General features: G+C 46.3%; 12 protein-coding genes. 1 reads left to right on the top strand and 11 read right to left on the bottom strand.

Annotation, left to right across the window (positions count from 1 at the left end; all coding sequences use genetic code 11):
- The 11 genes from tssK to tssA all read right to left on the bottom strand — a co-directional run bounded on the left by tssK (window position 1) and on the right by tssA (window position 13,709).
- On the bottom strand, window positions 1–1,344 hold the full coding sequence (gene tssK / locus TOLA_RS01095) for a type VI secretion system baseplate subunit TssK (RefSeq protein ID WP_012728433.1): 1,344 nt from the start codon (window positions 1,342–1,344) through the stop codon (window positions 1–3).
- A gap of 73 nt (window positions 1,345–1,417) precedes the next feature.
- Window positions 1,418–1,969 (bottom strand): type VI secretion system lipoprotein TssJ, encoded by a 552-nt coding sequence (gene tssJ / locus TOLA_RS01090; RefSeq protein ID WP_012728432.1) that lies wholly within the window; start codon window positions 1,967–1,969, stop codon window positions 1,418–1,420.
- A gap of 5 nt (window positions 1,970–1,974) precedes the next feature.
- Window positions 1,975–3,270 carry a type VI secretion system-associated FHA domain protein TagH gene (tagH, locus tag TOLA_RS01085; RefSeq protein ID WP_012728431.1) on the bottom strand — a complete coding sequence of 432 codons (1,296 nt, stop codon included), beginning with the start codon at window positions 3,268–3,270 and terminating at the stop codon, window positions 1,975–1,977.
- A gap of 140 nt (window positions 3,271–3,410) precedes the next feature.
- Window positions 3,411–4,415: a sigma-54 interaction domain-containing protein gene (locus tag TOLA_RS01080; protein ID WP_012728429.1), complete on the bottom strand. Its 1,005-nt coding sequence runs from the start codon at window positions 4,413–4,415 to the stop codon at window positions 3,411–3,413.
- Window positions 4,416–4,423: 8 nt separating this feature from the next.
- Complete coding sequence (tssH, locus tag TOLA_RS01075) at window positions 4,424–7,033, bottom strand: type VI secretion system ATPase TssH (RefSeq protein ID WP_012728428.1); 2,610 nt, start codon at window positions 7,031–7,033, stop codon at window positions 4,424–4,426.
- The gene (gene tssG, locus TOLA_RS01070) at window positions 7,020–8,039 is read right to left on the bottom strand and encodes a type VI secretion system baseplate subunit TssG (RefSeq protein ID WP_012728427.1); all 1,020 of its coding nucleotides are present in this window, start codon (window positions 8,037–8,039) and stop codon (window positions 7,020–7,022) included. The genes tssH and tssG overlap by 14 nt, the downstream gene beginning before the upstream one ends.
- Entirely contained in the window at window positions 8,003–9,760 is a 1,758-nt protein-coding gene (gene tssF / locus TOLA_RS01065; RefSeq protein ID WP_012728426.1) for a type VI secretion system baseplate subunit TssF, read from the bottom strand. Before tssF ends, tssG begins: the two co-directional genes overlap by 37 nt.
- Window positions 9,750–10,163 carry a type VI secretion system baseplate subunit TssE gene (gene tssE, locus TOLA_RS01060; protein WP_012728425.1) on the bottom strand — a complete coding sequence of 138 codons (414 nt, stop codon included), beginning with the start codon at window positions 10,161–10,163 and terminating at the stop codon, window positions 9,750–9,752. Before tssE ends, tssF begins: the two co-directional genes overlap by 11 nt.
- 2 nt (window positions 10,164–10,165) lie before the next feature.
- On the bottom strand, window positions 10,166–11,641 hold the full coding sequence (tssC, locus tag TOLA_RS01055; protein ID WP_012728424.1) for a type VI secretion system contractile sheath large subunit: 1,476 nt from the start codon (window positions 11,639–11,641) through the stop codon (window positions 10,166–10,168).
- Between the two features lie 18 nt (window positions 11,642–11,659).
- Complete coding sequence (gene tssB / locus TOLA_RS01050; protein ID WP_012728423.1) at window positions 11,660–12,154, bottom strand: type VI secretion system contractile sheath small subunit; 495 nt, start codon at window positions 12,152–12,154, stop codon at window positions 11,660–11,662.
- 13 nt (window positions 12,155–12,167) lie between these two features.
- Entirely contained in the window at window positions 12,168–13,709 is a 1,542-nt protein-coding gene (tssA, locus tag TOLA_RS01045; RefSeq protein WP_012728422.1) for a type VI secretion system protein TssA, read from the bottom strand.
- A gap of 282 nt (window positions 13,710–13,991) precedes the next feature.
- On the opposite strand from tssA, the gene ppnP reads away from it, so the two are divergent.
- Complete coding sequence (gene ppnP / locus TOLA_RS01040; RefSeq protein ID WP_012728421.1) at window positions 13,992–14,273, top strand: pyrimidine/purine nucleoside phosphorylase; 282 nt, start codon at window positions 13,992–13,994, stop codon at window positions 14,271–14,273.
- The last annotated feature ends 4 nt before the right edge of the window (window positions 14,274–14,277 follow it).

Below are 14,277 nucleotides of genomic sequence, written 5' to 3'. Positions count from 1 at the left end.
TTAGTTATTCCTTATAGCCCAGAGACTGAGTTGCAGTTCAGGAAATTCACCAGCTACATGCAGCGCGAAACCACCGGAACTCTCCAGTTGGGCGCGCATAGCCGCATCTAATTCCAGTGAAAAATAAATATGGCGGGCATGGAATGGCAACTGACGAGGCGCTGCGGCCAGCGGGCGCAGATTAATGCCGGGCAAATGCAGATTCACCATCTGACGGATCTGTTCAACCGGCCCCACTTTCATTTGGGCAGGTAAACGGTTACGTAATTGTTCCTGCTCACAATCGGCCTGCGCCGTCAGTACGAACTGTGAATTATCAAGTAACGTTCTGTCTTGTAACGGGGAAACCAGAATGCCGTATTTCCGGGATTGCAGCGGTAATTCAACCGCATGTTGTTCAATCACCTGACTCAGATGCAGACGTAATTCATTCATCACACGGTGGAAACAGGCATACTGTGCGGTATGGATGTAGCTCAACTCATTCAGAGGACGACGACTATCACCATTGAACGAGGCCAGCTCACTATGCAGCGAGACCATTTCCATAAAAACACGTTCCGGATGTATCTGTCTGAACTGCATCAAATGACGCAACCGGGTTTCATTCCGGTTAATGAGCGCCAGCATCAGAAAATCGCCTACTTCTGATGTACCAAAACGGCCGGTATTGCGGATACGTCCCGCCAGCGTATCGCCGCGGTGTGCCAGCAGATTCACTAATTCCCGCAGATAGCCCTGATAGGGTGCACATTCGCCAAAATGCAGAAAACTGGGCTGAAAATGCTCATCCAGCGTGACAAACCCATCGGCGCTGACATCAGAGATCCGGCACAGCGGCATTTTGATCCAGCTGGCCTCATCCGGCAGCTCATTATTACCGCCAGCCGGCTCTACCAGTAAGCGAAAATCATGACGACAGCAAAGTACGGCACAACTGTTACGCTCGCCGTAGTTGGTGTCATAGGCCAGTTTTTCAAAACTGACAAACGGGGTAACAACCTGGTGCTCTTCAGCAAGACGATTTTCAACGGCGTTGCCAGTGACTAATGGTAATGCCAGATATACCACCGCATCGTAGAGATCTTTTTTAACCTCCACAGCCGGATGATCATTTTCACCAATCCGGAAGAGAGCGCCATCCGGCAGAATACCTGCCGCCCGGGACACCACGACCTTCCCCATCATCAGGTATTGTTTATCAATTTCGGCCTCAAAGAATCCCCAGTTACAGGGCGAGGTCATCTGCAACAGTTCCCGGAACTGATGCTGATAATAATGATCTTGCTGCTGGAGATGCTGTGGCCGTAATAGCATCCCCTCGCGCCAAACGATTCTTTCCATTTTTATCCCGTATTATTATGTTATTCAGCTATATCTAAATTAAAAAAGGCTTACTACGGATGCTGCAACGCTGTTACTGCAAATTCACCGCTGAATTTGACGCGACACCTGTGGTTTTTTGTTCTATCTGAGAGACATTCAGAGCAGTGGCACTGCCTTGCTTATCTTCATACTGTGCCGGAGTCAGTGGACGGATTGCATCTCTGGTTAACGCTAAACGAATAGCAGAAAAATCCTCTTTTTCAGGCTGGATCACATACCGCCAGACCGCTTTATCCAACGCCCGGTATTCAGCAATCACGCCGATAAAGCGGGATCCCGGATGAAGACGTAATTTGAGTGTTTTGCTCTCACCGGGCCGAACTGGCAATACTTCCTCAGCGACATAATCCGGACCCAGTGTGTTTTTGGTATTTCCGGCCAATGCGAAATAGTCTGCATTTCCGAATGCTGTATGTGATTTGAGCTCAACCAGCTTAACGATCATCGGCGATGGACGACTGGTTAAATCCGGATTCAAATCGGCATCTGCCGTCATCGTCAGATCCAGTAAAGTTGGATCGGGCGTACTACTGCAGGCCGACAAAAACACACCACAAGCAGCCATGAAGAATTTATTTTTCATTGTTATCACCGTGCATCCAACTCTGACCAGGCGGCATTGATATACTGCGCCTGCTCTTCATAAACCCGTGCGTAGTCTTTAATAAACTGACTCTGCCGCCATTCCTGATCGCCAGACATTTTCTGATGATGTAATTGATATTGTTGCCAGTAGTAAGCGTCTTTACTGCCCCATTTCCCTGGCTTCCCGGCGGTCTCAAAACGATAGACCAACTGTGTGGGTGAGAATTGCTCAAACACCGAATCAAGGATGGTCCGACTGGCGGCAAAACTGGAAACCTGATGTGCCTGAATATCTTTCAATGCCTGACGCACAGCCTGCGGACCAGATAAATAACCAATCTGCCCCAGTAACATGCAATTCAGGGTCTGCGTGTAATTACCTGGTAATTTCAGTGGGTTATTCCCGCTTTCCTGTACCATGGTGCTGCCAAGACGCAGTTTATTTTTAATGTCGGCCCGTGTTCGCAGCACCTGCTGTAATCCCTGAACCGCGTGTTTCGTCAGTACTCCCAGATTTTGTAATACCGAATCCAGCTCATCCTGAGTCAGCTTGCCGAAATCAAAATCCATCGCGCTCCCAAGCACCTGCAACACACGTTGTGCAGAGTCCGGTGCATGAGCCGAAGCTGGGGAACCGGCAACCGGAGATCCAGTCTTTTCAGGTTTAAGCGGTACCGGGCGCACTGGGATCGGATTTGAGATATCTAATGCAGCAAGCATCGCCTGTTCTTCCTTAGCCAAAGGCACAGAAGCCAATGTCGGTGACAAGAATGGTTCATCGAGATCATCAAAGGATTCATTCAACGCAAAATTATCGTCTCTGCGCACAGAGAACTCACCCAGCTCAAAATCTTCTGAAGGTATCTCCGGAGCATTCAGCATGGCCAATGGATCTGTATCCAGAAACTCATCATCCGGAATCAACGCTGAAACAGAGGATGGCTCACCCATGATCTGGTGTTCAAAATGATCCGCATCCTGTAATACGCGGGCCTTAAAAACAAAACTGCCCATCCGGAAACGGTCCCCATGCGCGATCGGATAATCTTCATTTTTTTGCAGGCGGGCATTTTTAGCGACATCATAGATACCGTTCGTGCTGCGATCAGTCAGATAATAAACACCCTCTTCATAACTGATTTCTGCATGAACCCCTGAAATATGCCGGCTGCGATCAGCCAGCATCCAGGTAGCAGAGTCTGCCCGGCCAATAGTTCCTCCGGCATTCCGGAAAGTGACCGAACTCTTTTGTGCAGATGACTGCCCCTCAGCATTCACCAGATCTAAAATCAGCGGCATGATTTATTCCTGCTCATCTTGTTGATTTTGCTGAGTGATTGCCTGGTTTGGGGCTGTATCCCCCAGATAACGATACCCTTCACGCTTACTGCATGCTGTTACCAGCAAACAGACCAGACAAAAAGAAATAACAAGACGCATCATGCCCTCCAGTTCCGGGAATTAATGTTATGTTTACTGAGTTTGTAGAGCAGTGTCCGGCGGGCAACACCGAGTGCAATAGCCGTATTTTTCTGATTACCATGATGTTTTTTCAGGCTTTCAATCAACACCTGCCGCTCATAATGATCGACCAGTTCTTTCAGCATGCCACCGTGTACAGGTGATGATTCCGGTGATATAACGCCCTGAATATTAGGGAAATGATGACATTCAATGGTATCGGTATCATCAGCCAGCAAAATCGCTCGCTCAATCATACTTTTCAGCTCGCGGACATTTCCCGGGAAGTCATAATTCTGCAATGCTTTTTCAGCAGCGGCTGACAACCTCATTTCTCCACGACGTTCACGCATGGCAATCTCACGGAGAAATGAATAGGCTAATTTCTTTATGTCACCTTCCCGTTCCCGCAACGGCGGTAACTCAATAGGAAAATGAGCTAACCGGTAATAGAGATCGCTGCGGAACTCCCCCAGTGCAACCATCTCCTCCAGATTCCGATGCGTTGCGGCAATCACCCGGACATTGATTTTGTGATACTGCGTATCACCCAGTGGACGAATTTCCTGCTCCTGTAACACCCGCAACAATTTCGCTTGCAGTATTAACGGCAGATCACCGATTTCATCCAGAAACAGGATGCCGTTATGAGCAGCATCAAACATTCCTAGGTGATTGCGATCGGCACCTGTAAATGCCCCTTTTTTATAACCAAACAGTTCACTTTCCAATAGCCCGTCAGGCAAGCTGGCGCAGTTCTGTACAACAAAAGGCTGTGTACGTCGGTGACCATATTCATGAATAGCGCGAGCCACCAACTCCTTTCCGGTGCCTGTTTCACCAGTTAAAAGGATGTTGGCTTCACTATGAAGCACCTTGGAAATCAGGCGATAAACCTGTTTCATCAACTGACTGCTCCCAATTAAAGCGTATGGGTTATCCGGCTCTTGCCGCTGAGCGGCTTTATTATTTGTAATTGTCATGTTTGGGGTTACCCGATAATCAGTTCAAAATTACCGTATTCATCCTGTACTACCCGAATGCCGCGGATATTTTCCTGCTGCGTCAGCGCTTTCAGAATGCGATCTGAAATTGCCGGTAACAGATAGTTATTAACCAGAAAATCGATATTCCGGGCACCGGTGTCAGTCCGGGTGCAGCTCTCGGCAATGGCCGTTACCACCGCAGCGTCAAAGGTCAACGCGATTCCGCGGGATGCAATCCGTTGCGACAGTTTCTGCAAGCGCAGCAACACCAGTTCATGCATCACATCGTTTGCAATTGGCAGATAAGGAATAATGTTCATGCGTGCCAGCAATGCAGGTTTAAAATGTTTAGCCAGCACCGGACGGATCGTTTCTGTTATCGAATCGGTCATTACCGGCGTTTCACCGGCTGCCAGCGAGCTGATCTCTGCTGATGCCAGATTTGATGTCATAAAAATCAGGGTATTGCGGAAATTGATTACCCGGCCTTCACCATCATTGGCGATGCCTTTATCAAAGATTTGATAAAAAAGATTCAGAATGTCAGGGTCAGCTTTTTCCACCTCATCCAGCAAAATCACTGAATATGGTCGTTGACGGACGGCTTCGGTTAATATTCCACCTTCACCATACCCCACATATCCGGGTGGAGAACCGATCAGACGGGAAAGCGAATGCTTTTCCTGAAATTCAGACATATTAATCGTGGTCAGAAAACGTTCACCGCCATACAGCAGTTCGGCAACAGCAACCGCGGTTTCAGTTTTACCAACACCACTTGGCCCTGCCAGCAGGAACACCCCTGTTGGCGCCAGAGGATTACCCAACCCGGCCGCAGTGGCTTTTACAGCTCGTTCAATTAATGAAACCGCATGAGCCTGACCACGGATACGGGCTCGTAGTCGATCGGCGAATTCAACAACCCGTGCAGATGGCGCTTCAATCAGATTTTCTACCGGAATGGCTGTCCAACTGGAAATAACTTCCGCCACAACTTGTGGTGTCACTTCATGATGGATCAGAATGCCTTGTGACTGCTGCAATTCGGCTAATGCGGCCAGAACAGTTTCAGGAGCCTCGACATCCACATCCACAAGCTCAGCGGTAATTTCCGACTGATTATCTGCTGCAGACAGCAGTGATGAAACCTCAGGATTACGACTGGCAACCAACTGTGCCACCAGCGTTTTTTGCTCTTGCCAGTGTGCAGACAATTCAGCGTGTTCTTGTTCCAACTGCGGGATCTGACGTTCCAGAGCAGCCAGTTGTCCTGGTTCGACAGGCAAACCATGCTGCTGATCACGCAATAATGCCGTCTGCAAACGCTGTTTTTCAGCCAGGGAAGTCGCGATGGCCTGCAGACGTATGGGGGTTGCATGCTGGCTGTTTTTTACCCGGGCACATGCAGTATCCAGCAAATCAATTGCCTTATCCGGCAACTGACGGCCTGATAAATAACGCGCGGATAATTCTGCGGCTGTCACGACAGCATCATCGCGCAGATAGACATCATGCGCGACTTCGTAACGGGAGACTAAGCCGCGCAGGATGGTTGTTGCCTGAGTAATAGTCGGTTCCAGTACCTGAACGGGCTGGAACCGACGTGCCAGAGCAGGGTCTTTCTCAAAATATTTTTTGTATTCTGACCATGTAGTTGCAGCCAGTGTACGCAGAGTTCCGCGAGCCAGAGCCGGTTTCAATAGATTAGCCGCATCACCGCCACCCGCCTGACCACCGGCACCTATCAGGGTATGTGCTTCATCGATAAATAACACAATTGGCTTAGGTGATGCGTTGACCTCATCAATGACCGCCTTAAGACGTCGCTCAAATTCACCCTTTACACTGGCTCCGGCTTGCAACAACCCCATATCCAGTTCCAGCAGTTCAATCCCCGTCAATGCAGGTGGCACCAGCCCCGCGATGACGTGCTGTGCCAACCCCTCCACTACGGCGGTTTTACCAACCCCGGCTTCACCAACCAGAATCGGATTGTTTTTACGACGACGCGATAAAATATCCACAATCTGGCGGATCTCTTCATCCCGGCACAACACCGGATCTAACTTTCCATCTCTTGCCAGCTGGGTGTAGCTTTTGGTGAACTGCTGCAGAGCACTCCCCGCACCAGAAACTGACATGGCAGACAGAACTTCCGCCTGCAAACCATCCATTAAAGCCATCAGCTTTTCGCGGGGAATATCAGAGAAAAACTGACCATAGCGGGTACGTGCGTATTTCTCCGGTCGATCCTGAATCGCCAGTAATAATGCAAGACAAGCAATAGAAGACTGTTGCAGTTGCAGTTTTGTTATCAGAAAAGCTTCTTCCAGCCAGTTAACTAACAACGTTGAGAATACCGGATTCCGGCTTTCTGTTTTCTGGTATCCGACGGACTCCAGCAGAATGGTACGCAACGTGTCAGCACTCAGTGAAAATTGCAGCAACACTTTATTCAGGAAGCTATCCGAACCATCCAGCAACGCGAGCAAATAGTCTTCAACTAATATTTCACTTCCCGCCCGCGCTACACAGTAATTTGCTGCCTGTTCCAGCGCCTGCTTTTCAGCAGGAGCCAGAGCACTAATCAGCTCATCTAATTTAATTGTTATCATTTATATTACCCGCGACAGTTATCGTGCCTTCATCAGCTTCTAGTCCAAACCAAGTAGTCCAGCCCAGCCGACACTTATTATTGCCAGAGAGCATCAGCGGTTGTGATGACCGATCGGGCATCGACAAGCGGATGTCATACTCCAGTGGTTCCCGTAAAATAAAACCCACCAGCTCACGCAATACTGCATAGCCTTCGCCAATGGGCAGAAAAAAATGAAACGTGTCCCAGTCCAATTCCCGGATATGGATACGAAATGTTGTGTGCCGATCGAGGATGCTTTCACCCAACACCAGACTCTGTCCCAGCCGATGATTTACAAGACCAAGCTGGTTCCATTGTTCAGCCGGGATAGTTACCCGCCGGACGACACATTGTTCAATAAACAATGCTTTATGATTGAAGTAATACCTCAATACCGATTCAAGCACTGCAGCTGACTGCACCTTGATACTCAACAACCCCAGATACGGTAATAAGCGAGGCCATTCAATATGACTGCTACGCCGTAACTCCTGATATCCCAGCCCGATCAATGCGAACATCCGCTCAGAAAAAGCATCCTTGGCAGCGGGTTCAAACTGCATGTAATAGCGATATTTTTTCCAGATCGGATAAATCAACGCCTGTAAGCGCTGATTAAACAGATCGATAAAATCACGGACGACACGCCCTTGTTCATCATCGTAAGCAATCGGTTCGTAATAATGCGCAGGTAAAGGTGAACCGGCTCCAAACAGGTTGATACTGTTAATGATAAATTTCGCCCGAACGACACCCTGTTCCAGATAAAAAAAGACCTCTTCAATCTCACTTTTCGGAAAGGCCAGTGAACTGTTCCCCGCAAAAGCAATCAGCCCATATGCCTGCTCTTCATCGATCTGATTGACTTGTGACAGCCATTTACAGCTCAAGTCGATAGCCTGAAACAAATTGTAACGTCTGACTGATCCGGCAAAGGGGCCCGCCATCAGCTCAGTACTTGCTGACCCATACGCGGTGCCCATGAGTAAATCACTCCATCACTACTTTTCACCTGTAACTGATGAAATGTATTAAGGCTGGTAAAACTGCAGAAAAACTCATTCAGAATTGCAGCAAATAAAAACATGTCACCTTCACAGAGGAAGTGAGACACATCCATTTCAATTTCAGTACGCATTCCCCGTACCGGCAATCCCTGCCAAATTCGGTCACCGGCCTTCTGTGTTATCCGTTTAATACCATCCAGCATCTTTCTGGTTCGCCGTGCTTTCTTATCATCATAGAAACCAGGGAAGTCATAGGTTTCCAGCACTACACGCAAAGCCTGTACATCTGCCAGAGACTGATAATTCAACGACATATTGGAGATGATCCGCCATAAAATATCGCCCGACATGGGTGGAGGATAGGTAGCTGACAATGGAGTGATATTCCGGAAAGAAGCGAATTGCGGCATCCCATCACCCGCCACAGTGATATCCCCCACGTTTATATGATGGGCCAATGAGTGATCGCAGCATGTAAGATCGACAGAAATCGTTTCCGCCATTTGCTCCCCCGCCTGAGTATTATTAAAACTCAGCCAGGTTTCCGTGCCGTGATTGCCAATCCCCGGCTTGTAACGCGCCCGGAAATAAGCATTCCCGTCGTCACAATCATGATTACGAAAACTTTCGAACTGATTGAATTCCCGCATACCAATGTTACCGGGCAACCAACCGGTTACCGTATTAATCGAAATGATACTGGATGTGTCCAGACCAATGTCCGCCGGAATTACTTTATATTCAGTCTGGCGCTGATCGTAACGAATCGGGATCGCATGAGTGTTGAAAACATTTGCAACCGGCGAGCAATATAAATGCACATTCTCTTTCTTCGGTTGAAAATGCATCATTGGTGTACGCGATAGTTCAAACTGCAACTCAATGCTGCGGGCTTGTGCTTGCTGTTTGCAGAATTGCAGCATGGATAATCCCCCCACTTCCACAAACAAGAATTTCTGAGGAAAAGAGAAATACTCCTGTAGCAGTACATAACCATCGAAACAGTTAAGCGGATAATCCAGCAACCGCTCATCTTTACTGAAACCAACCGGACGGATCTGCGAATGCTCAAGCGTCAGCTGTTCCAGAACTTGCCCCTGCTCATCTTTCAGCAGCAATAAAACACGCTGTGTCAGTTGCAGCAGACTGAAATAAAGAGACGTAGTAACCGCACGTTCACCCGCAAAGTGCAGACGCAAAGAAGAAAGAAACAAATCAGCAATGGATACATCTGCTATCGGTGTTAATTCCAACTGAATAACACCTGCATCCCCCTGCGGATAGAAACTAACCCCTTCTATTTGCAACGGCTGTAATGCCGTGTCAAAACAAGTCTGAAACTGACCATTGGCTGATTTGCCTGCAGTTGAGGACATGCAAGCACCTTTCGGTACGACAGGGATCTGATTTGCCTGATGCACCGGTTTAAATTCCAGCATGCCAAAACTGGGAACCGGACGCAGATAGTTCGGCCAAAGAAGTTGTAGTAATGAATGGCTTAACTCAGGCAGCTCATCATCTAGCTTCTGCCGCAAACGGCCGGAGATAAATGCAAATCCCTCAAATAGGCGTTCCACATCGGGATCGCGGCCATCCTGACTGAGAAAAGGAGCCAGAGCAGGATTCTTCCGGGAAAAATCCTGCCCTAACTCTTTCAACGCCAGTAACTCACTCTGGAAATATTGGTTAAACGACACGTTGCAACCTCAATTCAGAACCACTATACACGTCCACCCCCACAGTCAGCGGAGCCACCAGACCATCTTTCTGCATTGTTCCTGTAATGCGGAACCTCAGCGCAAGCAGAGATCCCGCATCAGGCACATATATCACCCGAATACCACTCAAACGAGGCTCATATCGACTGATAATCCAGCCCACATGACGACGGATCCGGTTAATTGAGTCATAGATACTGGCATTCCCATCATTTAAGTCAGGTAAACCATAATCAGGCAGGCAAAGAACAGTTCCCTGCCGTGTCTGCAGCAGCTTATTCAAATGATTCAGTATCGACGCGGCCAGACTCTCTTCGGTCAGCTGTGAATTGCGGCCAACCGTTTCACCGTTCAGCCTTTCAAACAGACTGCCGTAGCCCACGCTTATTCCTTATCAAGCTTACCGACAAGGGAAAGAGTGAAATCTGCCCCCATAAATTTGAAATGGGGACGTACGGCGATGCCAACCCGGTACCAGCCCGGTTCACCATCTACATCTTCCACCGTGATTTGAGCCGCACGCAGAGGGCGACGACTACGTACTTCTGCTGGCGGATTTTCCTGATCAGCGATGTACTGGCGCAGCCACTTATTCAGTTCCGTTTCCAGCTGAGTTCGCTCTTTCCATGAACCAATCTGCTCACGCTGTAATACTTTGATGTAATGAGCTAAACGACATATAACAAACATATACGGCAGTTGGGTGCCAAGCTTGTAATTAAGTTCAGCTTTCTTACCCTCTTCGCTATTACCAAAAAACTTTGGTTTTTGTGCAGAATTAGCAGAAAAGAAAGCGGCATTATCAGAGCCTTTCCTCATTGTCAGAGAAATGAACCCCTGCTCAGCCAACTGATATTCTCGGCGATCAGAAACTAATACCTCTGTCGGAATCTTTGTTTCAATTTCCCCCATGCTTTCGAAATGATGCAGAGGCAAATCATTTACTGCGCCACCGGAACGAGGGCCGATAATATTTGGACACCAGCGATATTTAGCAAAACTTTCTGTCAGACGGGTAGCAAACGCATAAGCTGAATTACCCCATAGATAATGTTCATGGGTCGCCGATACATCTTCCTGATAAACAAATGTTTTAACTGGGTTATCTTCAGGACTATATGGCTGACGTAAAAGAAAACGAGGCAGAGTCAAACCCACATAACGACTGTCTTCGGTTTCACGAAAACTCTGCCATTTGGTGTACTGAGGGCCATCAAAATGATCGTTCAGATCTTTAATGTTTGGCAAACCCTCATAACTTTCCAGACCAAAGAATTTAGGACCTGCAGCAGAGATAAAAGGTGCATGAGACATCGCAGCAACAGAAGAGGCGTATTGCAATATTTTCACGTCCGGTGCGGATGGTCCGAATGCATAGTTAGCAATAATAGCGCCGACCGGCTGACCACCGAACTGACCATATTCTGAGGTATAAATATGTTTATATAAGCCGGAGTGGGTAATATCCGAAGCGTCCTCAAAATCATCAAGCAGGTCCTCTTTAGAAACGTTAAGTATTTCCAGCTTAATGTTCTGATCAAAATCGGTACGATCAACCACCATTTTCAACCCACACCACGCCGATTCCATTTGCTGAAATTTAGTATTGTGCAGAATTTCATCTACCTGACGACTGAGCTTTTCATCAATAGCCGCGATCATTTTATCGACTAAGGCTTTTTTTACCGGTTCCGCAGAAGATTTACTTTTCAGAAGCTCTTCAATAAATGCGCTGACACCCCGTTTTGCGATGTCATAGGCTTCATCCTGCGGAGTCAGCTTGGTCTCCGCAATAATACGGTCTAATATATTTACCGGTTCAAGCGTTGCTGTAACCTGCTCACCTAATCTCTGTTTCATATCCCGTATCCTGTATTATTATTTTTCAACCATTCCCAACTCAGCCAACACTTTTTCTCTGGCATCCTGGTTGGTCAAAACTTCTTCAATTGCTTTACGGAAAGATGGTACGTTGCCTAACGGCCCTTTCAGTGCAACTAAGGCATCACGGAGTTCCATTAGAGCTTTCATTTCTGGTACTTGCTGTACCAGATTCGCCGGGTCAAAATCTTTTAATGTTTTGAAACGCAAACTAAGTGCTATTTCTTCATTCACATCATGGTTACTCAGACGATTCGGAACTTGCAGATCTAAACCAATATTCTGATTTTCCAGTACCTCATTGAAATTGTTCTTATTGATATTAATGGCTTTACGATCTTCAAGTTTGCGATCATCTTTTGTCAGAGTGTAATCACCAATCATCATTAACTTAAGTGGCAACTCAAGCTCTTCCATCCCTTCACCAGTAGATGGTTTGAAGGTGACATTAATCCGCTCTTTCGGTGCAACAGAGCCTTCTTTTCCCGACATTTTATGCTCCTGGTCAAAACGCGATGGAAATATCCATTCGATAAAGATTTGTTTTTATTTCTTTTATTTTTTCCTGATGTTGTTTAGCATTTACCTTTTCAAGACTAAACAGTAGTTGCTGTAATACGTTTTTCTCTAATAATGGTTCCCACTGATTAAGCCGAAATTGATAAATATACTGATGTATATCTTCCAGAATAAAAACTGCCAGATCATGACGCTGATATTGTTGACAGAGTTTAGCCAATGCCAATAACCACATCGTTTTATCTCGTCCAGATGTCGCAGTGTTAGCCAGAGTCTGTAAACTACGTATTTCTTGTTTTAAACATGAAATATCATGATTAATATTTTCCTGAGCCATAGCTAATGCCATTAACCAGGGCTGCTGTTCATCCGCTGAATTATTGAAGACTGCACAATTAGTCATCTGCTCTGATGATGCAGTTGAGAGCCATAGTTTAGTTGTCTCTGAGGCAAAGGGGCTGCCGTCATCAAAAGATAATTCAAGCAATGAGGGATGTTTGCTTAGAAAGGAACATAAATAATCCCGTAAGTGATTAGCCATCTGATGATGACCTAACCCGTCCAACGCCTGAGCACACCAGTGATGACCATCCAGCCAGAAGGGTGCTTTTGATAAACTAACTTCCAGCTCCGGAATCAACACAGCAAACTCTTTTGCTGACAATTTTTGTTGATATTCCTGCAACTTATTAGCAGTTAATGGTTTTAACTTCGTAAGACCTTGCGCATCAGCTAAAGGAGCAGAAACCACCTGTAACCATGCGCTGCTACGTGTTAGTAAGTAAGCACGGGGATCTGCCAAATCTTTACTAAGAAACCAAATCGTAAGTAAACGGGATTGTTCCTGAATATAACGGGCAATACGAATACTATCGTTATCTTCCGTTATCGTACTCAGAACAGGAACCAATACATCGATCACCGAAGTATGATTTGGTGATACCGGATTAGCTAAAACCGGTTCAATTTTACTCATGTTCTGCCGTCGCCGAATATCACGTAACAGCTGAAGCTTGGGCTGTAAAAAAGAAATCTCGCCATCAAATTTTCCGTTCAGTATTTCATCGCATGATTCCAGAGATAAAATAAGTAAGTTCAGTTCATCGCTGGATAAATTTTCTGCGTATTTATTTTCATTGTAATCAATGCGGTCAAACAACCAGATTAATGCGGCTAAACGAGCTCTGATTTTTACAGGGAAACATTGTTCCCAGTATTGCTCAATTACTTTTTGCAACATAAAAAGCACAGCAGGCAACCGAACCAACCCGTTAACTTTCAGTTGTGCATATGCATACCAGCAGACAATGCGCAGATCTTTACTACGGGTTGTGAGCAATTCATAACTTAATTGCAGAACTAATTTCCAATCAGTTTTGTGATCTTTATAGACACTAGTCAGTTTCGCTAGTTCGGCTTCAACCATTTCAAAATCAGAATCATAGCGAACATCCTCACCCTGTGGAAAAGCGTGACCGATGACAGGTGCAATGATGGCATTTACCATTTCAGTATCATTTAATTTCATTTTTATTTTCCGTTTGCAATAAATGGTAAATAAAAAATAATTTATTATCAACGAGCAATCATATAAACAATTAATAATCTGTCAGATATATCAGAGTTAATAATAAAAATAACATCACCTATATTTTTTAAAGAATAAAACCTGTCTTTTATAACGGATATATTTACTTATCAGTTCATGGGCTTCTCGATGATAAAAAGCACATTTATCCGCTTCTGCTCTGCCGAAAAATGTATCTCTGTGCTATGCTTTTGGCGTTTATCTACAAGGAAGCGTTGAACTATGTTGCAAGTTAATGAGTATTTTTCAGGTAACGTGAAATCCATCGGTTTTGATCTGGCTGATCAGCGCGCTACCGTAGGTGTCATGGCTCCGGGTGAGTATGAATTTGGCACAGGAGCACCTGAATTAATGGTGGTTATCCGTGGTGCCCTGACAGTACAGTTGCCAGGTGCAACCGAATGGCAGACTTTTTCTGCTGGTCAGGAATTCAACGTGCCGGGTAACAGCAAATTTCAGCTGAAAGTTGCAACAGACACAGCTTATCTGTGTGAATACAAATAATTAA

The organism is Tolumonas auensis DSM 9187 (genome assembly GCF_000023065.1).
Taxonomy (GTDB): Bacteria; Pseudomonadota; Gammaproteobacteria; order Enterobacterales; family Aeromonadaceae; genus Tolumonas; species Tolumonas auensis.
The sequence above is the reverse complement of the archived record's forward strand: the minus strand, read 5'-3'. Positions and strand labels throughout refer to the sequence as shown.

Bases quoted from the DNA above. Each gene is read 5' to 3' on its own strand.
- tssC (WP_012728424.1), bottom strand. From the start codon at position 11,641: ATGAAACAGAGATTAGGTGAGCAGGTTACAGCAACGCTTGAACCGGTA.
- tssJ (WP_012728432.1), bottom strand. From the start codon at position 1,969: ATGAAAAATAAATTCTTCATGGCTGCTTGTGGTGTGTTTTTGTCGGCC.
- TOLA_RS01080 (WP_012728429.1), bottom strand. From the start codon at position 4,415: ATGACAATTACAAATAATAAAGCCGCTCAGCGGCAAGAGCCGGATAAC.
- tagH (WP_012728431.1), bottom strand. From the start codon at position 3,270: ATGCCGCTGATTTTAGATCTGGTGAATGCTGAGGGGCAGTCATCTGCA.
- tssG (WP_012728427.1), bottom strand. From the start codon at position 8,039: ATGGGCACCGCGTATGGGTCAGCAAGTACTGAGCTGATGGCGGGCCCC.
- ppnP (WP_012728421.1), top strand. From the start codon at position 13,992: ATGTTGCAAGTTAATGAGTATTTTTCAGGTAACGTGAAATCCATCGGT.
- tssA (WP_012728422.1), bottom strand. From the start codon at position 13,709: ATGAAATTAAATGATACTGAAATGGTAAATGCCATCATTGCACCTGTC.
- tssK (WP_012728433.1), bottom strand. From the start codon at position 1,344: ATGGAAAGAATCGTTTGGCGCGAGGGGATGCTATTACGGCCACAGCAT.
- tssH (WP_012728428.1), bottom strand. From the start codon at position 7,033: ATGATAACAATTAAATTAGATGAGCTGATTAGTGCTCTGGCTCCTGCT.
- tssB (WP_012728423.1), bottom strand. From the start codon at position 12,154: ATGTCGGGAAAAGAAGGCTCTGTTGCACCGAAAGAGCGGATTAATGTC.